Source organism: Adhaeribacter radiodurans, from assembly GCF_014075995.1.
In the GTDB taxonomy this organism is placed as follows: domain Bacteria; phylum Bacteroidota; class Bacteroidia; order Cytophagales; family Hymenobacteraceae; genus Adhaeribacter; species Adhaeribacter radiodurans.
Genome location: NZ_CP055153.1, coordinates 1,323,161 through 1,346,362 on the forward strand (window position 1 = coordinate 1,323,161; position 23,202 = coordinate 1,346,362).

Annotated in this window: 19 protein-coding genes; 17 read left to right on the plus strand and 2 right to left on the minus strand. The window is 35.6% G+C overall.

Translation table 11 applies throughout. The annotated features are described in order from the left end of the window. Positions 1-65: 65 nt before the first annotated feature. The 17 genes from HUW48_RS05665 (at position 66) to HUW48_RS05745 (ending at position 20,431) form a co-directional block, all read left to right on the plus strand. Complete coding sequence (locus tag HUW48_RS05665) at positions 66-2,609, plus strand: M14 metallopeptidase family protein (protein WP_182414752.1); 2,544 nt, start codon at positions 66-68, stop codon at positions 2,607-2,609. 1,830 nt (positions 2,610-4,439) lie between these two features. Beyond that, positions 4,440-5,291, plus strand: a complete 852-nt coding sequence (locus HUW48_RS05670; RefSeq protein ID WP_182414753.1) for an ABC transporter permease — start codon at positions 4,440-4,442, stop codon at positions 5,289-5,291. A 73-nt stretch (positions 5,292-5,364) separates the two neighbouring features. Further along, positions 5,365-6,633: an ABC transporter ATP-binding protein gene (locus tag HUW48_RS05675; protein WP_182414754.1), complete on the plus strand. Its 1,269-nt coding sequence runs from the start codon at positions 5,365-5,367 to the stop codon at positions 6,631-6,633. Between the two features lies 1 nt (position 6,634). Beyond that, on the plus strand, positions 6,635-7,375 hold the full coding sequence (locus tag HUW48_RS05680) for a hypothetical protein (RefSeq protein WP_182414755.1): 741 nt from the start codon (positions 6,635-6,637) through the stop codon (positions 7,373-7,375). A gap of 2 nt (positions 7,376-7,377) precedes the next feature. Then, positions 7,378-8,307, plus strand: coding sequence for a glycosyltransferase (locus tag HUW48_RS05685; RefSeq protein WP_182414756.1), 930 nt, complete (start codon positions 7,378-7,380; stop codon positions 8,305-8,307). A gap of 141 nt (positions 8,308-8,448) precedes the next feature. Further along, a complete protein-coding gene (locus tag HUW48_RS05690; protein ID WP_182414757.1) occupies positions 8,449-9,288 on the plus strand; it encodes a DUF5672 family protein in 840 nt (279 codons plus the stop codon). 81 nt (positions 9,289-9,369) lie between these two features. Beyond that, entirely contained in the window at positions 9,370-10,167 is a 798-nt protein-coding gene (locus HUW48_RS05695; RefSeq protein ID WP_182414758.1) for a glycosyltransferase family 2 protein, read from the plus strand. Positions 10,168-10,271: 104 nt separating this feature from the next. Then, a complete protein-coding gene (locus HUW48_RS05700; protein ID WP_182414759.1) occupies positions 10,272-11,243 on the plus strand; it encodes a glycosyltransferase family 2 protein in 972 nt (323 codons plus the stop codon). 11 nt (positions 11,244-11,254) lie between these two features. Next, positions 11,255-12,247, plus strand: coding sequence for a hypothetical protein (locus HUW48_RS05705; protein WP_182414760.1), 993 nt, complete (start codon positions 11,255-11,257; stop codon positions 12,245-12,247). Continuing rightward, a complete protein-coding gene (locus HUW48_RS05710) occupies positions 12,232-13,137 on the plus strand; it encodes a hypothetical protein (protein WP_182414761.1) in 906 nt (301 codons plus the stop codon). Before HUW48_RS05705 ends, HUW48_RS05710 begins: the two co-directional genes overlap by 16 nt. Before the next feature lie 46 nt (positions 13,138-13,183). Further along, positions 13,184-14,113 carry a glycosyltransferase family 2 protein gene (locus HUW48_RS05715; protein WP_182414762.1) on the plus strand — a complete coding sequence of 310 codons (930 nt, stop codon included), beginning with the start codon at positions 13,184-13,186 and terminating at the stop codon, positions 14,111-14,113. Between the two features lie 10 nt (positions 14,114-14,123). Beyond that, a complete protein-coding gene (locus HUW48_RS05720) occupies positions 14,124-14,759 on the plus strand; it encodes a CatB-related O-acetyltransferase (RefSeq protein WP_182414763.1) in 636 nt (211 codons plus the stop codon). A gap of 9 nt (positions 14,760-14,768) precedes the next feature. Then, the gene (locus HUW48_RS05725) at positions 14,769-15,557 is read left to right on the plus strand and encodes a glycosyltransferase family 2 protein (protein ID WP_182414764.1); all 789 of its coding nucleotides are present in this window, start codon (positions 14,769-14,771) and stop codon (positions 15,555-15,557) included. Between the two features lie 351 nt (positions 15,558-15,908). Then, positions 15,909-17,027, plus strand: a complete 1,119-nt coding sequence (locus tag HUW48_RS05730; RefSeq protein WP_182414765.1) for a glycosyltransferase family 4 protein — start codon at positions 15,909-15,911, stop codon at positions 17,025-17,027. Next, a complete protein-coding gene (locus HUW48_RS05735) occupies positions 17,017-17,916 on the plus strand; it encodes a glycosyltransferase family 2 protein (protein WP_182414766.1) in 900 nt (299 codons plus the stop codon). Before HUW48_RS05730 ends, HUW48_RS05735 begins: the two co-directional genes overlap by 11 nt. Positions 17,917-18,098: 182 nt before the next feature. Next, positions 18,099-19,361 (plus strand): glycosyltransferase, encoded by a 1,263-nt coding sequence (locus HUW48_RS05740; protein ID WP_182414767.1) that lies wholly within the window; start codon positions 18,099-18,101, stop codon positions 19,359-19,361. A 5-nt stretch (positions 19,362-19,366) separates the two neighbouring features. Beyond that, positions 19,367-20,431 carry a glycosyltransferase gene (locus tag HUW48_RS05745; RefSeq protein ID WP_182414768.1) on the plus strand — a complete coding sequence of 355 codons (1,065 nt, stop codon included), beginning with the start codon at positions 19,367-19,369 and terminating at the stop codon, positions 20,429-20,431. Here HUW48_RS05745 and HUW48_RS05750 read toward each other — a convergent pair. Both HUW48_RS05750 and HUW48_RS05755 read right to left on the minus strand, forming a co-directional pair. Beyond that, complete coding sequence (locus tag HUW48_RS05750) at positions 20,383-21,681, minus strand: hypothetical protein (RefSeq protein ID WP_182414769.1); 1,299 nt, start codon at positions 21,679-21,681, stop codon at positions 20,383-20,385. The genes HUW48_RS05745 and HUW48_RS05750 overlap by 49 nt on opposite strands. Positions 21,682-21,812: 131 nt before the next feature. Next, the gene (locus tag HUW48_RS05755; RefSeq protein WP_182414770.1) at positions 21,813-23,087 is read right to left on the minus strand and encodes a tetratricopeptide repeat protein; all 1,275 of its coding nucleotides are present in this window, start codon (positions 23,085-23,087) and stop codon (positions 21,813-21,815) included. Positions 23,088-23,202: the final 115 nt, after the last annotated feature.

Sequence of the window (23,202 nt, forward strand, 5' to 3'; positions counted from 1 at the left end):
ACGAAATAGTAAAATTTTTACGACCCACTTTTATTACCGAACTTCGCTTAAAATCGTGTTTATCTATGAGGCTACGCGTACTCCCATTATTTTTTTGGTTAGTTGTTTTAATGGGTTCGGCGCCGTTGCTGGCGCAAACTATTCAAACACCCGCGCAATTTTTAGGGTATAATTTAGGAGAACGGTTTACGCCTCATTCCCAGATTGTTCGGTACCTGGAATACCTGGCGGGCCAAGCTCCGCAGCGCATGCAAGTGCAAACCTATGGCCACACCTACGAAGGCCGTCCGCTTTTATTAGCTACGCTTTCTTCGGAAGAAAATTTTAGCAACCGGGAAGTTATCCGGACAAATAATTTAAAGCGCATTGGCTTATTACCGGGGCAAGCTACCGGTAAGCAACCGGTCATAGTGTGGTTAAGTTATAATGTGCACGGCAACGAAGCCGTATCGTCGGAAGCGGTGATGCAGGTTTTGTACAACCTGGTAACGGGCTCAACCCCAGAAATTAAAAAATGGCTGCAAAATACTCTGGTGCTGATAGACCCTTGCGTGAACCCCGACGGGCGCGACCGTTACACAAATTGGTACAACCAGGTGGCTAATCAATTACCCAACGTTTCGCCGCTGGCCCGCGAACACCAGGAGCCCTGGCCCGGTGGCCGGACCAATCATTATTTATTTGATTTAAACCGCGACTGGGCTTGGCAAACCCAGCAGGAAACCCAGCAACGCATTGTGGTATATAACCAGTGGATGCCGCAGGTACACGCCGATTTCCACGAAATGGGTCCGGAAGCACCTTATTATTTTTCGCCGGCTGCCAAACCTTTTCACGAAGCCATAACTCCCTGGCAGCGGCAATTTCAGCAAATTATCGGCGAAAATAACCGCAAGTACTTCGATAAAAACAACTGGTTGTACTTTACCCGCGAAACCTACGATTTACTTTATCCCAGTTACGGCGATACCTGGCCTACCTTTAACGGCGCCATTGCCATGACCTACGAGCAAGGCGGCGGTGGTCGGGCCGGCCGTGCCATTACCAAAACGGACGGCGATACCTTAACCTTAAGCCAACGCATTGCGCACCATTACGCTGCCAGCCTGGCTACTATTGAAGCCGCCTCCGACCATCAGGAACAAGTGCTGCAAGAATACCAGAAGTATTACCAGCAGGCTCGTACCAATCCTACAGGTACCTACAAAACCTACGTGTTAAAAGCGCAGGGACAACCCGGTAAAATGCAGCAATTAACCGCTTACCTTAACCAGCAACAAATTAAGTACGGGTACGCTACTCAAAAAAGTTCGAATTTTGGTTTTAACTATTCTACCGGCAAATCCGAAAACTTAAAAATTGAACCCAATGATTTAGTAATTAGTTTGTACCAACCAAAATCGACTTTACTAAAGGTTTTGTTTGACCCGAATACGAAACTGGAAGATTCTTTAACCTACGATATTACTTCCTGGGCCATTCCGTACGCCTACGGATTACCCGCCTATGGTTTAAAAAACCGGTTAAGTAAGGTAGCGGAGCAACCTTTAAATGTAGCCCTAAAACCTGCGACAACGACTACTGTCGCAGCACCTTACGCTTACCTGGCGCGATACAACAGCCTCAACGATTTACAATTTTTAACGGCTTTGTTAAATAAAAACGTAAAAGTACGCTTCTCCGAAAAAGCATTTGAAGCCGCCGGAGAACAATACGCACCGGGTACTTTAATTATTACCCGTACCGGTAACGCACGCTTAAATGCTACCTTTGATGTGCTGGTAAAAGCGCAGGCCGATTCCTTTGGGGTGAAACTAGTGTCTTCGCCGACCGGTTTTGTGAGCAGTGGGGTAGATTTTGGTTCGACGAGTGTGCGTTCCGTCCGCAAAGCGAAAATTGGCCTATTGGCCGGTGATGGTATTTCTTCCACCGCTTTCGGCGAAATCTGGTATTTCTTTGAGCAGCAGATTCATTACCCGGTTACCGTTCTCTCTACCGAAAACTTTAACCGTGTTCCCTGGCAGCAACTGGATGTGTTGATATTACCCGATGGAAGTTACAGCGATTTATTCGATGAAAAAGGTTTGACGCAATTAAAAGCCTGGGTGCGCGCTGGCGGAAAAGTAATTGCCCTAGAAGGAGCCGCTGCCCACCTGGCCGGGAAACGCGATTTTTCCTTAAGTAAAAGAAAATTTACCGATAGTCTGGATTTTAAAAAAGACCCTTACCGTGCCCTGAAACGCTACGGCGATGCCGAACGCAATGCCCTTTCGGAACTGGTGCAAGGCGGCATTTACCGGGTAACCCTGGATAATTCGCACCCATTGGCTTTTGGTTACGGACCTACCCATTTTGCTTTAATTCAGGAAGTAAACGATTACCCTTTTATGCAGCAGGGCTGGAACGTGGGTGTACTCAAAAAAGATAGTTACGCCAACGGCTTTACCGGCAGCAAAGTAAAAAAGCGTTTGCAAGACTCCCTTGTATTTGGTACCCAGGAAATGGGCCGCGGCCAAATTATTTACTTAGCCAACAACCCCTTGTTCCGGGCGTTCTGGCACAGCGGTAAATTAATGTTTGGCAATGCTATTTTTATGGTAGGGCAGTAGAAGCGCATTTAAGGATTCTTGTTTCAAATAATGAGATAGTAAAACTAATACGAACACCTAAGTTAAGTGAAAAGACAAATTAAGTACTTCAACGAAATTAGGTGAGACTATTATTTATAATAAGTGGTTGAGCATTAAAAATTTACTAAACTAACAACGAGCAACTAATAACGAATAACTACTTATATAGGATAAGTTGGAGGTAAAAGCTCCTCTCCTAAGTTCAGGAGGGGTAGGGGTGGTTGTTTTTTTAACTACCAGGGAAAATGAATATTTATTTTGTCTAGTAGCTTATCATTTAGTAATATCCATTATTCCAAAGGCAATAAAGTTTTTCTAAAAGAAACGATTATCATTGGAGTCTGTTCCAGCCTCCATGTTATGGTTCCATCTTGTTCAATAAGTAACCAGTTTGCCTCGTGGCCGGCGGGCCCCGTTAGGCTCTTCTGCACTCGCTAGCCTTCCTTTCCTCGACTCCGTCTGCGGAATACTGCTGCGCAGTACCGGAAGTCTAGCAGGTGCTCCACAGCCAAACTGATGTCTTTATTCTTAGCTACCGTTAATCTTACTTCATCCGAAAAGGACGAGGGTTAATTAACTGGTCTTCTTTTTACGGTCTTTGTTAACCTTGCAGGCGCAGATCTTAGCGGAGCGGGAATTGTGACTTACAGATAAAAGCCCGTCTCCCGACCAATGTTATAACGTTGAGCTAATTGAAAGAAAAAAGTCCCCCTTTGAAGGGGAAGGGTGATGATTTAAAGCATCTGATCAAAGGTTATGATACGTGTCAATCCTTAACTTAATAACATTGGTTTCCCGACTGTCGGAAACCCAGCCTTTTTACGTCAGTCAGGAAACTAATTTAGGTTCTTACACCCAAGTGACGCTAGGCTTAACACTTGCACGAAGAGGCAGATTTACTAAATTCTTTATCTCTGATAGCTAGAACCAGGTAGCTACTGGCAACAACACCAGTTTGGCTTTTGAGCGCCTTGTAGACTTCCGGTGCCGAGGCACGAGGCATTCCGACGCAGGAGGAAAGGAAGGATACACCGCGCGAAGAAGCCAAACGAGGCCCGCCGGCCAGGAGGCTAACTTAGGCTTAGCAAATAAGATGAACCAAGGCATGGAGACTGGCACAGGCTCCAAAGAAAACGCTTACTAGCAAGCAAAGTCTATATTTCATAGAGAGCTAATGGCAACCCTCTGGAGTCAAGCTGCTGTCAGTTTTTCTTAGCTACCAATAAGCTGTTTCGCCTTTAAAGTTTCATTTACTATTTATCTACTCTAAAGTTTAGTAACATAAGTATACATTTTAGGAAAAGTACAATGTTTATATTATATATAAATACTTTAAGTTCTTGATAGTAAATTCTTTCTTCTCTGTAATGTGCAATAGAGTTTCACTATCTATTTGCTAAAAAAGCTTTATTAAGTGATGGTAGAAATGTATTTTTGCGTCCTAATTAAAGTGATAGTTCAATTTTGAAGCGTTGCTTTTGTAAGTTATATTTTTTAGAAGAATTTATTAAGTATAGGTAATTTTATATTTTATAACCATCCACCGAGAAAGTAGTATAAGTATTTAATTACTAATTCTGAAATCTTAGGCGTTTAGTTCTAAAAAAACAGCAAAATCGTTAAGGTGTTTTCTTATAAATAAGCTAATTGTGCTGGCAGGAAAAATACAGTAGATTATCATATAAAGATAAGGCTGTTCTTAAAAGATATCACCCGAATTACAAAGACAGAAGCTTCTATTAGTTAGATTATTAAAGATAAGTGGAGACAACTCAAGTATTAAAAACTTCAAATCAATTTAGTAATACAATGCCAGCCGAAGAGCAGGAGTGGACTGAAATTATTGAGCCGCGTACCCGCTTACTGGACTTAGGTCTAAAAGATGTATGGCGTTATCGTGATTTGGTACTGTTGTTTGTACGCCGTGATTTTGTGGCAACTTATAAACAGACTATTCTGGGGCCCATCTGGTTTTTTGTACAGCCTCTTTTAACTACCCTTACTTTTATTTTAATTTTTGGCAGGGTAGCCAAGCTCTCCACCGATGGTCTGCCCATGATGGTATTTTACCTGGCAGGCGTAACCATATGGAATTACTTTGCCCAAACGCTAACCTCCACGTCCACTGTTTTTAAAGACAATGCCCAGATGTTTGGGAAAGTATATTTCCCGCGCCTGACGATGCCATTGTCTATTGTTATTTCTAATCTGGTGCGGTTTGGTATTCAGTTTTCTTTATTTTTTGTGGTTTGGTTGTATTACCTGGTGCAGGGCGATGCTATTCAGCCTAATTGGTTTATTCTCCTTACGCCCCTACTCATTTTAGTAATGGGAATTTTATCTTTAGGCTTTGGTATGATCTTCAGCGCGCTCACTACCAAATACCGCGATTTAGCCATGTTGCTGACTTTTGGCGTTCAATTGCTCATGTACGCTACCCCGGTTATTTATCCGCTTTCCAGTTTATCCGAAAAGTATATATGGTTAATTTTAGTTAACCCCATGAGTTCCATTGTCGAAACGTTTCGGTACGCCTTTCTGGGTTCCGGTACTTTTAACTGGAGTTACCTGGCGTATAGTTTAGCCGTTAGTTTAATTATTTTATTTGTGGGTATTATTAGCTTTAACAAAGTACAGAAAAGCTTTACCGATACAGTTTAGTTAAATACAAAAATTAGTAGCCAATAAATGCCTTACTTCCTATCATATAAATTAGTAATATTTTAAGTATTAAATGAGTGACATTGCCATTAAAGTAGAGAACCTCGGCAAATTGTACCGCCTCGGCGAAGTGGGTACCGGCACTTTAAGCCACGACCTGAATCGCTGGTGGGCCCGGATGCGCGGGAAGGAAGATCCATTTGCCAAAATTGGCGAAACCAACGACCGGACCAAAAAAGGCAGCAGCGATTATGTTTGGTCGTTAAAAGACGTAAATTTTGAAGTAAAGCAAGGTGAGGTATTGGGTATAATTGGCCGCAACGGTGCCGGTAAATCTACTTTATTAAAAATACTTTCGAAAGTAACTTCGCCTACAACCGGTCGCATAAAAGTAAAAGGGCGTATTGCTTCCTTGCTCGAAGTAGGTACGGGCTTTCACCCGGAGCTAACCGGCCGCGAAAACATTTTCCTGAACGGCGCTATCCTGGGCATGACCAAAGCCGAAATCCGCAGCAAGTTCGACGAAATAGTGGATTTCTCAGGCGTAGAACGCTACATCGATACCCCGGTAAAACGCTACAGCAGTGGTATGTACGTGCGCCTGGCTTTTGCCGTATCTGCTTTTTTGGAGCCTGAAATTTTAATTGTTGATGAGGTGTTGGCAGTAGGCGACGCGGAATTTCAGAAAAAGTGCCTGGGCCGGATGAAGGATGTTAGTGTGAATGACGGGAGAACGGTATTGTTTGTTAGTCATAATATGGCTGCAATTCAAAATCTATGTACAAATGGACTGTATATGAAGAACGGACAAGCAATTGCTTTCGGCGAAATAGATAAGGTTATTACAACTTACCTATCTACTTTAAAGGAGACTTCTACTAAAAATATGAAAACACTCATCGATAGAAAGGGAAATGGTAGAATCAGAGTAATTAATATAGTTGGAGCAAATAATAGAAATGAAGAAACAGATATATTTTTAGTAGGAGAGAAATTAAAACTAAAAATTTCCTTTGATCATAAAGGGCAAACTGAAAGGATTAGAGCAAATGTAGATATAGGTATCAATAATAATATTAATGATAGAGTTGCCTGGATGAGCACTTCAATATTTGATGAAAATTTGGATTTTTCTAAAAATTTAATGTTTGAAATTGAAAAAGTTGTGTTAACCCCTGGGATTTATAACATTAATGTCTTTTGTAATATTGAGAATGAAGTTGCGGATTGGATTGAAAATGTATATTCTTTCGAAGTTGTAGAATCAGATTACTATTTGACAGGAAGGACAGTTCCAAGAGGTCAAGGTTATTTAGTATTGGATTATAAAACAATAAATTAAAATGATAAATAGAAAAATTAAGAACCTCATTGGAACCTCGTCGCTAGTTGAAGAAATATCTCAACTTAGAAAATTAACTCTAGAAAATTATTGGGCTAATGTATTTCGTTCAAGTACAAATGGGTGTTCCTGGGTTCAAAATGAATCATTTAATGTAGGGAGATGGGCAGCAAATTATTCCTTATTATACATTTTGTTTAGAGCTTTAAATGAAGCAAAGCCATTAAATACATTAGAGCTAGGGCTTGGTGAAACTACAAAAGTTTTTCAAGCATATAAGAAAGGCCATAATCAAAATGCTTTTTGTGCAACCGTAGAACATGATAAAAGTTGGATAGATCTGAAAAAACAGAATGGGATTTTACCTGAATATATTAATATAATAATTTCGGAGGTGATTGAACAAAAGATATTTAATAGTAAGTCTCTTGTATATAAAGATTTAGTGGAGAACCTAAAGGAATTAAATAAAAAGTTTAATTTAATCCTAATTGATGGACCATTTGGATCAAGTAATTACTCTAGGTACAATATAATTGATCTAGTTAATGAAAACTTTTTAGATGATGATTTTATAATAATAATAGATGATTTCCAGAGAAAAGGTGAAAAAGATACTTTTGAAGAATTAAAGAGAGTCCTTATTAAGAATAATAATGATTGTTATTTTGGATTTTATGGTGGAGACAAAGAACAAGTAGTTGTTTGTAGTGAAAAGTATAAGTTTTTAACTACAGCTTAGATATGAATAATTTACTTACACCAATAGTATTATTTGTATATAATAGACCAAAACATACTGAACAAACCTTGGAAGCTTTGTTTAAAAACGATTTGGCTAATGAAAGTATCTTATATATATATGTAGATGGACCAAAGGAGATTTCAACTGAAGAAGATTTAAGATACATTACTGAAACAAGACAAATACTAAGAAAAAGACAATGGTGTAGAGAAGTTCATATTATTGAATCAGAAAAAAATAAAGGCTTAGCAAATTCCATTATCTTCGGAGTAACAGAAATTGTTAATAAGCATGGAAGTGTCATTGTTTTGGAAGATGATATAGTTACTTCTAAAGGGTTTTTAACATACATGAACTCAGCTTTAAATACTTATAGAAATGATTCCAAAGTAATGCAAGTAACAGGTTTTATATATCCGATAGATAAAACTAATTTACCAGAAACGTTTTTTTATAATGCTAATTCATGTTGGGGATGGGGAACTTGGAAAAGGGCTTGGGATTATTATATAGATGATATAAACATAATATATAAAAGATTAATTGAAAAACCTGTTAATTGGAAGAAGTTTAATGCCTTTCAAGGAAGAGCATTTCAAGATCAATTGATGGATAATTTAAATGGACGAATTAAGACTTGGGCTGTAAAATGGCATGCTTGTGTTTACTTGAATGATGGAATGATATTACATCCAAGAAGCTCATTAACAAAAAATATTGGTTTTGATGGAAGCGGAGTTCATTGTGGTTACGACAATAAAATGTTGTCAATGGATATTATTGAAAACATCCAAGTTGTTAAACATAAAGAATTACATAGTAGAATTGCAATGAAATCTTTAAAAAAATATTTTGCTATATCAAATCAAAGTACAATAAATAAAATTATCAGAAAATTATATAGCCTTAAAAATCTATTAAGAGTTTAAATTAAACCAATATTGTTTAGATATTTACTTGTAGAAACAACTAAAAATATAATTTTTTTTTATTAACATATTAAAGTAGATATATCTTGCATTTAGCATTAAAGAAATATTTTATTTCTGCAAAATTTATACTTTTAGATAATGCCTAAAATTGCTGTAGTTATACCAGTTTATAAACAATATTCTGATCTAAACTTTGTTGAAAAGGTATCTTTGGAACAAACGTTTAAAGTTTTAGCTAATTACGATATTTTTTTTGTTACTCACAATGAGATAATCTCAAAATTATATTACAGTAATCAACCTTTAGAGTTAAATGTAAATACCTTATTTTTTGACAAATATTTCTTTGCCAATATTGAGGGATACAATAGGCTTCTTTTAGAGCAAAAATTTTATAAAGCATTTGAATCTTATTCACATATATTAATATGTCAATTAGATGTATTTGTGTTTTCTGACCAGTTGGATTATTTTTCAAAATTGAATTACGATTATATTGGGGGCCCTTGGTTTGAAGGGTATAGTACTGCATTAAGAACAAGCAAAATTATAGGTACTGGTAATGGAGGCTTCTCTCTTAGAAAGGTAAGTTCATTCCTTAGGATTTTGGATCTATTCAATTTATTTAGATTTTTAAATTATAAAGGAATAAAGGAAGCTGCAGTGCAGCCAAATTCATTCTTGAGGATAGTAAAATATTGCTTGTTAAGTAAACAAAAACGATATTTATCAATATTGCCATGGCAATTTCCTCATAACGAAGACCTATATTGGAGTACTTACATAAGGCAATTTTTTCCTTGGTTTAAAGTAGGTAATGTAGAAGACTCCATTGCTTTCTCTTTTGAAGTTAACCCTGATGTTTTGTTTAAATTAAATAATCAACGTTTGCCAATGGCTACCCATGCTTGGCAAAAGTATAATCCTGAATTTTGGAAGTACTACATTGAAAAATTTGGTTACCATTTAGAGCTATAAAGTTTTAAATAGTTGGTATAATCAGTGGGATTGGTAAAAGGGTTTGCTTAGGTAATATGAATTTTTAATTTAATTACTTAAATGATAAAAATATCTATTATAACTATTAATTACAACAATGTAATAGGCTTAGAAGAAACAATTAAAAGTGTTGTTGGACAAACCTATACTAATATTGAGTACATTATAATAGATGGAGGATCTTCTGATGGAAGTGTAAACATTATTAAAGAGAATAAGAATCATATTTATTATTGGGTAAGTGAACCGGATAATGGTATTTACCATGCAATGAATAAAGGACTAGCTAAAGCTAATGGTGACTTTTTAATTTTTCTAAATAGTGGAGATTATCTCTGTAGTAATAATATTATCCAGATATGTTATGAGTTTATTATTAAGTTCCCTGGAAATGATATTTACTATGGAGATATGATTGTTATTAATGATATAAATTCGTCAGAATCAAGAATTCACAAACATCCAAATAAAATAACGCTAAAATTTTTAAAAGACAATAATATTAATCATCAAGCCTCATTAATAAGTTTGTCTTTATTTAAAGAATTTGGACCTTATTTAGAAAGATATAAGTTAGCCTCTGATTTTTGGTTTTTTTTAAAAGCTATATTAAAAAATAAAAATTTTAAACACATTGATTTTCCCATTGTAAATTATGACTTTTCTGGAATTAGTTCAAGTGACAACTTTGAAAAATATAAGCAAGAAAAGCTCTTAATCTGGCAGTCCTTAGTTCCGGATGTCGTAAATGAACTAATTAATGAGAATGATAAATATAAGAATTTAATAGAGTTTAAAATTATAAAAGCTGCAATCTTATTAAATGATAAATATCAATATTTTAAAGGAAATACATAGAAGCCTTTTTTACTTTGTTCATTTTATGGATGTTTTGCTTAGTTGATTATTATAGCTTTAAACTTCTTTTTAACCTCAATTAGTGTAAAACATAAATATTCATAATGAATTTACAGCCGAAATATAGAGCTAATATTCCTTTAGTAGAAGAAAGTGTAAGGCCATTTTGGTCTGTGATGATACCGGTTTATAATTGCTCTAAGTATTTAGCTAAAACATTAGAATCTGTTTTGATGCAAGCTCCTGGTGAAGAGCAAATGCAAATAGAAGTGGTTGATGATTTCTCTTCTGATAATCCAGAAAAGGTTGTTTGGGAAGTAGGTCATGGAAGAGTAAACTACTTTAGACAATCGCAAAATCTTGGTCATACAAAGAATTTTGAAACATGCTTAAAAAGGTCTAATGGTTTGTGGGTGCATCAATTACATGGGGATGATTATATTTTGCCAGGATTTTATGATGAGCTTCATGAAGTAATACAAAATAACCAAAAAATAGGAGCAGCATTTTGTCAAAACTTTTCAATAAATGAAAATGATCAATTTATTGGTTTAAGCAGTCTGATCCAAACGGAAGCTGGAGTTATACCTGATTTCTTAAGCACTATAGCATACCGTCAAAGAATATTTACCCCAAGTATTGTAGTTAAAAGAGCAGTTTATGAAGATTTAGGAGGGTTTGATGAACGCCTAAAATGGTGTGAAGATTGGGAAATGTGGGTCAGGATAAGTAAATATTATGAATTTGGCTATGTGCCTAAAGCACTAGCTTGTTACCGGGTTCATAATACTTCCAATACGGCAAGGTACGCCAAAAATGCTATTAAAATGCTTGATTTTGTAGAAGGTATAAAAATGGTGAATAACTATTTGCCTGAGGAAGCAAAATCCAGCCATCTTAAAGAAGTTTTGAATTACTATGGTGAAACCTGGGTGATGTACGAAATAGAAAATGCCTTAAATGCAGGTGATAAGAAGACTGCGTGGTTTAATTGGAAATTAGCAAACAGCATTACTTCCGCTATGTCGGTTAAAATAAGACTAGCTAAATTGGCGTATCGAATAGCAAAAACATAAACTTTTAGTTAATGGTAAGTTTAGCTATCCAATCTTTTGGTAAGGAAAGTGAGTATAAAAGAGCAATATTAACTATTCTTAGTTTTTATGCGCATATAAGCAGTTCATTACCGAGTACCCAAGTAATCTTGTTTACAGATAAACCCGATTATTTTAAATTATATCTGCAGGGGGTACCATTAACATACATTTTACTCACCCCTGATAAAATTAGGGTAATGCGAGGTACTATAAATTTTCTGCATAGAATTAAAATTGCCTTAATTGAAGAAGCTTTTCAGCTCTCTGATGGTAATTTAATATATGCGGATTCAGACACTTTTTTTATCGCTGACCCTACTCCGCTTTTAGAAAGTTTAAGTCCTGATAAGAGCTTTATGCATGTTAGAGAGTATGAATTCGAAGCATTAAGAAATCAGTCTTTGCCTTTTGGGCAGGCACCGCATGCTTTTATACAACTAATAGAATCTAAAAAATTCTTGTTAGCAGATGGAAGCGGAATAAGTATTGCTCCAAAGCTTCACTCCTGGAATGCGGGGGTAATGTTTTTGCATGCGACCCATGCAAGATTTATTCCGGATGTTTACTCTTTAACAGATCAGTTTTATCCATTTACGCATAGTCACGCTAGCGAACAGTACGCCTTTTCCGTGATTCTACAGGAAAATGCAAGGCTAGAACCTTGTAATTCGGTGATTTATCATTATTGGTACCGCATAAAAAAAGAAATAATTGACCTTTTTCTTGCCGAGCAAATAAATACCAATTGGGGTGAAAAGGCATTACCTGAGAAATTAGAACAAGTAAGAAAATGGTGCAAATTACTTCCCAGGCATTTTGAAGAACATGTTTTAAGGGTAAAGGATAATGCCATACAAGCCTTTAACGAACATAAATATGGGCAGGGGTTTAAGTATGCCCTAAAAGTTTTTAGCAAAACTCCTTTTGATTTTAAGTTCTTTAAAGATGTTTCCTACCATGCTAGAAAATGGATAAAAAGTTAGAAAAGATTAAAGTAGGTTTTTGTGTTGCCTACGATTGGGAAATGCTCAAATATTCCATCCCCCCTGTTTATAAGGAAGCAGATGTTATTTGTTTATCCATAGATAGCAATCACCGAAGTTGGTCAGGAGAGCCATATGCCTGGGATGAAGATAGCTTCAGGAAGTTGATAGCAGAATTAGATCCGATGGGTAAGATTACAATTTATGAAGACCAGTTTTATTTACCGAACCTAACACCTATAGAAAATGATACCAGGCAAAGAAATAGAATGGCTGATTTTTTAGGGAAAGAAGATGGTTGGCATATACAAATTGACTCTGATGAATTTTTTATTGATTTCGAAGGTTTCGCTGCATTTTTAAAACAATTTAAGTCTGATAGAAAGGTAAATATTCGTTGTCCATTAATTAATCTATATAAAATATTACCAGGTGGTGTTTTGTGGGTAAAGCCAAACTCCTTTGAAGAAATTGAATATGCTAATATTGCGACGAAATATCCTTACTATGAAAGTGCGCGTATTAATGGATACTTTAATGTTATAGCTAATTTTCCAATTATACACCAATCATGGGCAAGAAGCAGTGAAGAAATGTGGCGCAAATTAAACAGCTGGGGACATTCCAAAGACTTCGATGTAAGTAGGTATTATAATCTCTGGAAGAACGCCAATAGTAGAAACTATAAAACCTATAAAAATATCCATTATCTCACGGGCGAAACTTGGCCATCGTTGGAGTTACAATCCAAAGTAAACAGTATCCAAGAAGCCATATTATTAAATAATAATGATTTCCCTTTACCTATCACAGATTGGAACTTAAAAAAAGCTAATTCTATTTGGCTTTCCAGAATAAAATCTGCATTAAGAATACCTTCTGGTAGGTAATTGTTTAAGCCTCTTTATGGCAGATAGTTAATTAATAATGACAACAATGAAAACTTCCATTATAATACCTACCTATAATGGCGCGAATAAAATTCTTAATGCTCTGAAAAGCTTGGAAAAGCTAACCCGTAAACCGGATGAAGTAATTGTAGTTGTGGATGGCTCCACTGATGGTACTGCAGAAATTATACGTAGTTCTGATTTAAGTTTACTTGGTTTCAGGATGATAGAGCAAGCAAATAGTGGACGAGCTACAGTTAGGAATCGGGGAGCGACAGAAGCAAAAGGAGATTTACTGGTTTTTATGGATGACGATATAATTGTACCTGAGAAATGGCTTTCCGCCCATTTGGAACATCATATTTCAAAAAAGAATAGCTTATTAGTGGGAAAGCTGGAGTCGCCAAAAACGGAGTTAGCGGGAGAGTTTATTTTATTTGAAAATTGGCAGAATAAAAAATGGAATAAAGATTTAACCCATACAAGTGAAGAAGAAGTTTTACTTAAGACTCCTTATATATCGGCAAATAATTTCTCAATTTCTAAAGATTTATTTTTTAAGTTAGGTCAGTTTGATTATAGACTTAACGATGCCGAGGATTATGATTTAGCAGTAAGAGCTTTTCAGGAAAATTATCCTATTTACATTAGTTCTAAAGCCTATGCATATCATTTTGATTTTGGATTAAAAAACTTTAAAAGTTATATCAAGCGTATTAGGCAATATAGAGAAGCTCAGGAGAAATTGATAAATTTTAAGCCAGAACTTTATGGTGATAAAGCTCAAAATGAACGTTTTCCCGTAAATCCTTCTGGCATTAAATCGAAAGTATTTAAATTATTTGCTAATAAATATTGGATTAAGGCTGCGGAACAGGGCTATTTGAAATGGTTGCCAAGAGATATTAGATGTAGGATTTACGATATTGTTGTTACAGCTAATGGAAGGTTTTTTCCTGAAAAGGTAGCTTTATAAAATATTATTGATGATAAAATTTTTTAAAAAAACTTTTGATTGGTTTAATGCTAAATGGATAGGGGGTAAAATTCATATTACTTCAAACGTTCAGCAAAGTGTTTTAGGGGCAAACGTGCGTATTAGTAAATACTCTTATTGTTATAATTCTCAAATTGGATCCTATACTTATTTTTCTGGTTATAACCTTATAGTAAATAGTAATATAGGTAAATTTTGTTCTATAGGTTTGTTTGTTTCCATCTGCCCTGGTAAACATCCAACTAGTACTTTTGTGTCAACAAGTCCTGTGTTTTATTCATTACATAAACCTACGTTTTCGTCATTTCAAGCTTTTAATGAATCTGGTGGCGTAGAGATTGGTCATGACGTTTGGATAGGTTCAAATTCTATAATATTAGATGATGTTAAAATTGGTCATGGTGCTATTGTAGCTGCTGGATCAGTTGTAAATCGGGATGTTGAACCTTATGCAATTGTTGGTGGCGTTCCAGCGAAGCTGATTAAGAAAAGATTTTCTGATGAAACTATAGATAAATTATTAAATAGTAAATGGTGGGAACAAAGTGATGATTGGTTAAGAGATAATTGTCAAAGTATGCAGAACATTGATAAGTTCTTAAGGCTGATTCAAAATAGTAACTAGCTTTCAAAAATGGACTTATCTATAATTATCGTTAATTTTCGAACTTTTAACCTAACTGTAAGCTGTATAAATTCTATTGTTGCTAATCTTACTAATTTATCGTATGAAATTATACTCATAGACAATGCACCAATAGAAGATTATAGTGGAGCATTTAAAAAAGTATTACAAAATCTAATTTATATTAGATCTGTTGAAAATATTGGATTTGGAAGTGCTAATAACTTGGGAATAGCACGGGCTACAGGTAAGTACATTTTATTAATAAATTCTGATACTTTAGTCTTTGATGATAGTTTGCAAAAATGTTATTTGGCTATGGAAGCTGATGATGCCGAGGAAATTGGCTTGTTAGGTTGTAAGCTTTTAAATGAAGATAACTCTTTTCAATCATCCTTCTATCCTTTTCGCAAAAATACAATATTCAATTATCTAATTACCAGTAATTGGTTGCTTAACAAAATATTTCGTGTGAACCGATATTTTAAGGAAACTAATACAATCTTAGAAGTTGGTGATGTTTCGGGAGCTTTTATGTTATTGCGTAAAAAGGTAATTGATAAAGTTGGTGGATTTGACCCTGATTTTTTCCTTTATTGTGAAGAGACGGAGTGGTGCCGTGAGAGGATAGCTAAATACTTTAAAATTATATATTTTCCTAAGGCTGCAATTATACATTTAGGAGGCAAAAGTGCCCCCAGAGAGCCCATGCAAATACAGGCCAAGCTGTCACGGGCTTTATTATGGTACAAGAAAGGTAATATAGATTATATATTGTACTTTTTTTTACCTATCTAAATATGATAATGAATATTTTTTTGTTGTTATTTGTTAAAAAGCCCAGCAAGAAAATTATTTTAACCGATATAAAAACCTCCCTTAAGGTTCTTCCATATCTTTTTACGGATGTTACGAAATACAAAAGAGAATGGGGTAGTCGGAAAGAACCTCTAATTTATAATGGTGCGCGGCCTATTTTTTTTGATTATATAAGCAATTAATATGTATATCAAACTTTGTAGGTTAATAGCAGGAATGCATTTTGTCTTTTAATTTTCTGAATAAGCTATTTAATGGTAAGTACCTCAAAATCAGTTTTAGAAAATGTTATAATAATGATTTTATTTTTATTTAACTAATGAGCATAAATTGGATAAAATTAAAATAACCTACATTATTTCTAATATCGATAAAGCGTTAGCTTTTGAGTGGATAGCTAATTACTTTGATAAGAATAAATTTGAATTACAATTTATTCTTTTAAATTCAGGTTCTTCTGAATTACAAAGATTTCTACAACAGAATAGAATAAAAATATACTTTATAAACTACAGAGGTAAAAAAGATATTCCAGCAACCTTCTTTATTATTTGGAGAATTTTAAAAAAGGAAAAACCTGCTATAATCCACACCCATTTATTTGATGCCAGTCTAATTGGTTTGTTAGCTGGTAAATTAGCCGGTATAACTAAACGAATTTTAACCCGGCATCATGGAAACCAGCATCATGTTTACTTCCCTAATGCTGTATATTATGATAAGTTCATAAATTCCATAGCTACTCATATTATAGCACCTTCTGAATCTGTTAAAAATATTCTAACAAACTTAGAAGGAGTAAAATCTGAAAAAGTTAAAGTTATAAACCACGGTTTTGATCTATCCTATTTTAGTCAGGTAGATAGTAAATCAGTTGAATCTTTACAGCAAAAGTATAATCCAAATAATAAATGGCCGGTTATTGGAGTAATATCCAGGTACCTAGAATTAAAAGGTATCCAATATATTATTCCTGCTTTTAAAAGAGCTCTGGAACTGTATCCAAATGCTTTGTTACTATTAGCTAATGCAAATGGTAGCTATAAGGCGCAAGTGCAGCATCTTTTAGCACAATTGGACTCTGAAAGCTATATAGAAATCCCTTTCGAAGCAGAAGTATCTACATTATACAAATTATTTGATTTATTTATTCACGTACCTATCGAACAAAGCTCAGAAGCTTTTGGGCAGATTTACATTGAGGCTTTGGCTTCAGGTATTCCATCTGTTTTTACTTTATCCGGAGTCGCTTCAGAATTCATTGAACATAGGAAAAATGCTTATATTGTTTCGCATAAGAATTCAGAGGAAATATATGAGGCAATAATAGAGGTATTAGGAGATGCAAGTTTAAGAAGTAGTATTATTCGCAAGGGGAAGGTAGATGTTTTTGCTAGATTTACTCTAAAGGAGATGATCAATAAATTAGAGAAAATATATGAAGTCTAAGCCATTTTTTACTATTGTAATACCAACCTATAATCGGGCTAGCTTCATTAAAAGAACTATTCAGTCAGTGCTGGACCAATCTTTTCAGGATTTTGAAATTATAGTTGTTGATGATGGAAGCACTGATAATACCGAGGAGTTAGTGAATTCAATTAAAAGCGACAAAGTAACCTATTACAAAAAGGCAAATGAAGAAAGAGCTATAGCACGAAATACCGGAGCACAATTGAGTAAAGGCGAATATGTTAATTTCTTTGATTCTGATGATTTATTGTATCCGAATCATTTAGAAGAAGCTAATAATGTTATTCAAAAATATAAATTTCCGGAGTTTCTTCATTTAGGATACGAAATTAAAGATACGGAAGGTAACGTTATTACCAATATTAATTCTTTATCTGGAGATATAAACCAGAAGTTAATTTTTGGAAATTTCTTAGGTTGTAACGGAGTTTTTCTAAGGCGTGATATTGCATTAAAACACCCTTTTAATGGTGATAGAGATTTATCCGCTTCGGAGGATTATGAATTGTGGTTAAGATTGGCCGCCCGATATCCTATACGTTATTCCAATATTGTTACCTCTACGTTGATTAATCATGATTCGAGGAGTGTGTTGATAACAAATAAAGATAAACTTATTAAAAGGAAAAATTCATTCGTGAAATACTTATGGGAAGATGAAGCAGTTAGAGAAAAGTATAGCAATTACAAAGATTTAGTTTTAGCAAATAGCTATACTTACATTGCCTTGCATTTAGCCTTAACAAAAAAGCATAGAATTAGCACTTTATTGTATTTATTTAAATCTATAAAAGCCAGACCCGCAACTTTAGGAACCAGAAGATTTTGGGCAACACTAAAAAATCTTATTAAACTTGATTATTAATAAATTTGAGGCTCCTTTCTATTATATATCTTCTGAGTTCTTTAAAAAATATTAAACTGAAAGATAAATTTAGTGTAATTAAAAGCTTCCTTGTTCTATAAGTATTAGTTTCAAAGTGGTAAGAATAATTGTTCAATAACTATTCAACTTTTGGTTTATTTAATTTAATAAAAGTGTTCTAAATGCCCAACGATTCCGTTTTATTTATATCTTATGATGGAATGACAGATCCATTAGGGCAGTCGCAAGTGTTACCGTACCTGGCTGGCTTAAGTGAATTAGGCTATAGCATCACTTTATTGTCCTGCGAAAAACCTGAGCGGTTCAAAAAAAATAAATTCTTAATTGATGAAATAACTCAAACAAATAATATTGATTGGCAGCCTATACCTTTTACTTCTAATCCGCCTGTTTTAGCTAAATACTACGATTTGTACCAACTCCGGAAAGCAGCTGAGCAACTGCATCAAAAGAAAAAGTTTAATATGGTGCATTGCCGGAGTTACGTAAGTGCAGCAATCGGTTTACATCTAAAGAATAAGTTCGGCATAAAAATTTTATTCGATATGCGGGGCTTTTGGGTAGATGAACGGGTAGATGGAGGTTCCTGGAACTTAAATAATCCTATTTTTAAACAGGCTTACAAAAATTATAAAAGCAAAGAGGCCAAATACATAGCCCAAGCCGATGCCATTATTAGTTTAACGGAAGCAGGTAAACAGGAAATGCAAACCTGGAAAAGCTACCAAAAAGCTCCCATTCAGGTAATCCCCTGCAGTGCTGATTTTAATTTATTTAGCCTTACCTCGCCGGAGAAAAAACTTGCCTCTCGTAAACTTTTAAACATAATAGAAGATGCCTTAGTAATTAGTTATTTAGGATCAGTTGGGGCTTGGTACCTTTTAGACGAAATGTTGGCTGCTTTTTCTGCGATTAAAGAAAAAAATTCCAATGCAGTATTCCTTTTTATAACCACTGAACCGGCTACTATTATTTTAGAAGCCGCTAGCAAATTTAACTTAAAACCAAAAGATTTCGTTATTAAGGCAGCCAGTCGAAAAGATGTGCCGGTTTTTACTGCGGCATCCGATATTAATTTATTTTTTATTAAACAGAGCTATTCTAAAATTGCCAGCTCTCCTACCAAATTAGGCGAAATTCTAGCTATGGGCATACCGGTTATTTGTAACTCTAAAGTAGGAGATGTAGAAAGTATTATTCGCTATATGGATGCCGGGATAGCAATCCCTGATTTTTCTTCTGAAAGTTACGCAAAGATTGTAGCTCAGATACCGGCACTTTTAGCTAAAGATCCTGCGGATATCCGGAACCGCGCTCTGGAATATTATACCTTGGATAATGCGATAAAAAAGTATGCGCAGGTTTATCGTTATTTGCTTCCAGAGTCTACTAGCGTGGTTAGTAACTTTCCGGAGCAAGTTTAAAATTAATGAAAATTTTATTTGTAGTACCTTATCCTTACGGTAAAGCACCTTCTCAACGGTTCCGGTTTGAACAGTATCTTGGTTTTTTAACGGAAAATAACTGGCAGTATACTTTTGCCCCTTTTTTAGATGATAGAACCTGGAACATCCTCTACAAACCGGGACATACTGGGCAAAAAGTTTGGGGAATACTCAAAGGTTTTTTTAAAAGATTTATATTGCTTTTTTCAGCATCAGGATTTGATTTTGTTTTTATTCACCGTGAAGCAACACCTATTGGGCCTCCTTGGTTTGAATGGATTATAGCTAAAATTTTAAGAAAAAAGATTATTTATGATTTTGATGACGCAATCTGGTTGCCTAATACTTCCGAAAACAATAAAATAGTGGGCGGAATTAAATGGCACCACAAAGTAAAAGCCATTTGTCGGTGGGCATATATAGTTAGTTGTGGCAATTCTTTTTTGTGCGAGTTTGCCAAGCAGTATAATCCCAATGCCTTCATTAATCCAACCACCATCGATACCATTCACCTTCATAATCAGGTTAAAAATCAAAATACTAACCCGGTAGTTATTGGCTGGACGGGAACTCACTCTACCTTGAAATACCTGGACCAGATTGTACCTGTTTTACAGGAGTTGGAAAAAAAATTTAGTTTTAAGTTTTGTGTGATTTCCAATAAAGCACCCGCTTGGAATATTCAGTCGCTGGTATATAAACCATGGCAGAAAGAAACTGAAATTGAAGATTTACTAAGCTTTAATGTTGGAATTATGCCATTAGAAGATGATATCTGGGCCAAAGGAAAATGTGCCTTTAAAGCTCTACAATACATGGCTTTAGGTATTCCGGCGCTTGTTTCACCGGTAGGTATGAATACCGAAGTAGTTGAGCATGGGGTAAATGGTTATATATGTAGCACTCCCCAACAATGGTATACCAGTTTGGCAGAAATAATTAGTAAACCAACCTTAAGGGAAGTACAAGGGAAAGCAGCCCGTCAAAAAATAGAGCAGGATTATGCAGTTTTAAGTAATCGCACTAATTTTTTAGGTCTTTTTGTGTAACTCTGCATAATATATAAAGCAGAAAGATAGAAAGGCATTAAAGGAATCTTATACCGTACTAATGTTCCAAAATTACCACTGTTAGTTCCTACTCCAAAAGCAAATACGATTGAGAAAAGAAAACAAAATGTAAGAATTGGTTTAGAGCTTATTAACTTTAAGGTTTTAAAAAAGCCGGTTTTAAAAAAGAAACGCAATGTAAGAAAGATAAAAATAGAAGCTTCAATAGCAGATAACAGCATTACTGGATTTCGTACTTCCCACAAAAAAGGACGGTACAGAGCTACAATAACTGCCTGAGGTCCTACCTTTAGTAAGCTACTAATACTTCCATCAAAAATACCAATATTATAGGCTGATCCTGTTTTTACTTGTTCCGTAAGGTAAATAGTATTTATTTGTGAGGTTTGTGTGATTTTATCTAAATCGTATCGCCTGTCCCCTTCGGTTAATCTAGTTGCACCAATATAGGCTCCGGCAAGCCCAATTAGCAGAAAAACGGGTTTAGTTAAATTCCGGATGGCAACATTTTTTATCTTATTATTATTTTCAATAAACACCCAGAACAAGGCCGGAGGAAGAAAAGAAAGAAGAATGTATATTTTTACAGAATAAATAACATAAGCTGCGACAAATGTTAAAAGGCCTGAGAGTAGTAATTTTTTTTTCTGAATAAAAGTGGCATAGAAGCCGTAAAACAACCACCCTAATGCACCAATTGTAATAGAGTCTTTTAAGAGACCAGAACCCCAGAAAAATACCGAAGGTAAGAAGAACACCGCAATGGCAAATTCTTTATAGAGGTGAGGGAAAAGTTTTAAAAAGGTGCGGTACATGGCCCACATACCCGAAAAACTTACTAAAGCAAAAAATAAGCCTATAACGGTATACGTTTGGAAGCATAAAAGCCCAAAGAAAGCAGCTAATTTAATGATGAAGTATTCGGTTGGAGAGTGATACCATGAAATTTTGCTTGCAAAATTATGCGTATCAATATCTAATTCTCCATTAGCTAATAATAATTTTAAACCTGCTTTAAAAGAGTAATCGAAGGCTTCGTAAATTACTTTACTTTGGTTATAATAGTTGAAAGTATCCCCACTAGGTCTACCTCCGCCATAATAATATTGATAAATAATCCCTAGACCAATAGCTCCAATAAATTTTACGGTTAATGCTGGAACAAAATATTTTTCAGTAAATCTGTTAGTGAAAAGTGGTCTTACCCAGTAGGCAATGGCATAAAACATTACCAGGTACATTGGAGTAAGAATTAAGTCTTTAGATTCCACAGAAAGGTAAATTATACGTAATTACTATTACGTTTAGAATTAAGTAAGGTGCTAAAAATCAACTTAAAACCTGCAACCTGCAACTACCCTCACACCTTACGGTTCTTACGCAGGAAGTCGCGGGCTTCGCGGAAGGCGTCGGTGCGGCGTTCGGCTTTGTCTTTAACTTCTTCGTAGTGTTCTTTCGCGCGCCCCAAATCTTTTTCCTGGACAAAAATACGGGCCAGGTTTAAGTGCGACGACACGTAGTAGCCGGACTCTACTTCGCCGGTTTGGCGGGCAAAGCGGATACACTGTTCGTAGAGTTGTTTGGCTTTCGGAAAATCTTTGCGGTTCTGGCAAATATACGCCAGGTAATACGAGGCATAGCGGCCGCCAATAGCTTCGTAGCCGGGCATGTGTTTGTTATACTTTGTCAGAATTTCGTTAGATAGGCGTTCAGTTTCTCTAAAATTACCTTCCCGGAAATTCATCATGGCGTAGAAACGCTGAAAGTAAGCATTATCGGGGTAGGTGTTCGCCAGGTAACGGGCAATGGGCATAGCGGCGAAGTGGTCGTTTTCTTCGTTCGCCAGTATTTTCATTAAGAAAAATTTAGCCTCTGTGCCGGTGTAAAAGCCATTGCGGGCTACCATTTTAAGTTGCTGCAGACCCAATTCTTTATTTCCGCGTGGGAAAAATAAAATTACTGGCCGTAGCAAGGGATAATTTTGAGCAATCCAGACGGCATAGTAGTTATAGAGCGCTTCACCGAATAAAAATTCCGGACTTAAGCCGTTAGCTACTCTACTCTTCTGCAGAAATTCCAGAGAGTGCCGACTGCAGATGGTAGCTTTGCGCCAATTGCTACGCTCAGAATGCAACCTTGCCTGAAAACCATAAGCGGCCGATAAGAAAAAAGCTGCTTCCAGGTTTTTCGAGTCTTTGTCGTATAACTGCTGCGCAAAAGTAATAGTGGAATCCATGTAGGCGAAGAAAGGTGCGTCGTATTGCTTCGCCTGCACGTTGGTAGGAACAATTTTCCACCAGTAACTTAGCCCCATTAAGAAATACGGCATGGGATGTTGTTTATACCGCCGACGCAGCGATCGAAATTGTTTTTCAGCCCGGTCGAATTTAAAATTATACATGTTGTCGACGGCACCGCTCAATTCGTTTTTAATATCTTCGTTCATCAGCAACCAGCCATCGGTTTCAATAGCTTGCGGCGTAATGTAGATGGAATCAATATATAAATCCCGCATAATAAACGTATCGGGCGGAATAATAGTAGGTAAGGTGTCTTTTTCCGGGGCTTCCAGGTCTTGGGCCTGACTTAGAAAAGGGAGTAAGCCTATCCAAAAGAAAAAAAACAGTTTCTTCATGCTCAAATAAAAGCTTTTTTACGTTAAAAGTAACTAATGTTTCCCGTATAAAGGTTCCGATAGCAAAATAATTGTTTAGTTATATAATTCCGGCTCATTAATGAACTTAGCCTAA

Excerpts from the sequence above, each read along its gene's own strand:
- HUW48_RS05720 (WP_182414763.1), top strand. The coding sequence starts at position 14,124 with ATGATAAAATTTTTTAAAAAAACTTTTGATTGGTTTAATGCTAAATGG.
- HUW48_RS05690 (WP_182414757.1), top strand. The coding sequence starts at position 8,449 with ATGCCTAAAATTGCTGTAGTTATACCAGTTTATAAACAATATTCTGAT.
- HUW48_RS05755 (WP_182414770.1), bottom strand. The coding sequence starts at position 23,087 with ATGAAGAAACTGTTTTTTTTCTTTTGGATAGGCTTACTCCCTTTTCTA.
- HUW48_RS05695 (WP_182414758.1), top strand. The coding sequence starts at position 9,370 with ATGATAAAAATATCTATTATAACTATTAATTACAACAATGTAATAGGC.
- HUW48_RS05750 (WP_182414769.1), bottom strand. The coding sequence starts at position 21,681 with ATGTTTTATGCCATTGCCTACTGGGTAAGACCACTTTTCACTAACAGA.
- HUW48_RS05710 (WP_182414761.1), top strand. The coding sequence starts at position 12,232 with ATGGATAAAAAGTTAGAAAAGATTAAAGTAGGTTTTTGTGTTGCCTAC.
- HUW48_RS05670 (WP_182414753.1), top strand. The coding sequence starts at position 4,440 with ATGCCAGCCGAAGAGCAGGAGTGGACTGAAATTATTGAGCCGCGTACC.
- HUW48_RS05715 (WP_182414762.1), top strand. The coding sequence starts at position 13,184 with ATGAAAACTTCCATTATAATACCTACCTATAATGGCGCGAATAAAATT.
- HUW48_RS05680 (WP_182414755.1), top strand. The coding sequence starts at position 6,635 with ATGATAAATAGAAAAATTAAGAACCTCATTGGAACCTCGTCGCTAGTT.
- HUW48_RS05675 (WP_182414754.1), top strand. The coding sequence starts at position 5,365 with ATGAGTGACATTGCCATTAAAGTAGAGAACCTCGGCAAATTGTACCGC.
- HUW48_RS05740 (WP_182414767.1), top strand. The coding sequence starts at position 18,099 with ATGCCCAACGATTCCGTTTTATTTATATCTTATGATGGAATGACAGAT.
- HUW48_RS05735 (WP_182414766.1), top strand. The coding sequence starts at position 17,017 with ATGAAGTCTAAGCCATTTTTTACTATTGTAATACCAACCTATAATCGG.
- HUW48_RS05705 (WP_182414760.1), top strand. The coding sequence starts at position 11,255 with ATGGTAAGTTTAGCTATCCAATCTTTTGGTAAGGAAAGTGAGTATAAA.
- HUW48_RS05665 (WP_182414752.1), top strand. The coding sequence starts at position 66 with ATGAGGCTACGCGTACTCCCATTATTTTTTTGGTTAGTTGTTTTAATG.
- HUW48_RS05685 (WP_182414756.1), top strand. The coding sequence starts at position 7,378 with ATGAATAATTTACTTACACCAATAGTATTATTTGTATATAATAGACCA.
- HUW48_RS05725 (WP_182414764.1), top strand. The coding sequence starts at position 14,769 with ATGGACTTATCTATAATTATCGTTAATTTTCGAACTTTTAACCTAACT.
- HUW48_RS05745 (WP_182414768.1), top strand. The coding sequence starts at position 19,367 with ATGAAAATTTTATTTGTAGTACCTTATCCTTACGGTAAAGCACCTTCT.
- HUW48_RS05700 (WP_182414759.1), top strand. The coding sequence starts at position 10,272 with ATGAATTTACAGCCGAAATATAGAGCTAATATTCCTTTAGTAGAAGAA.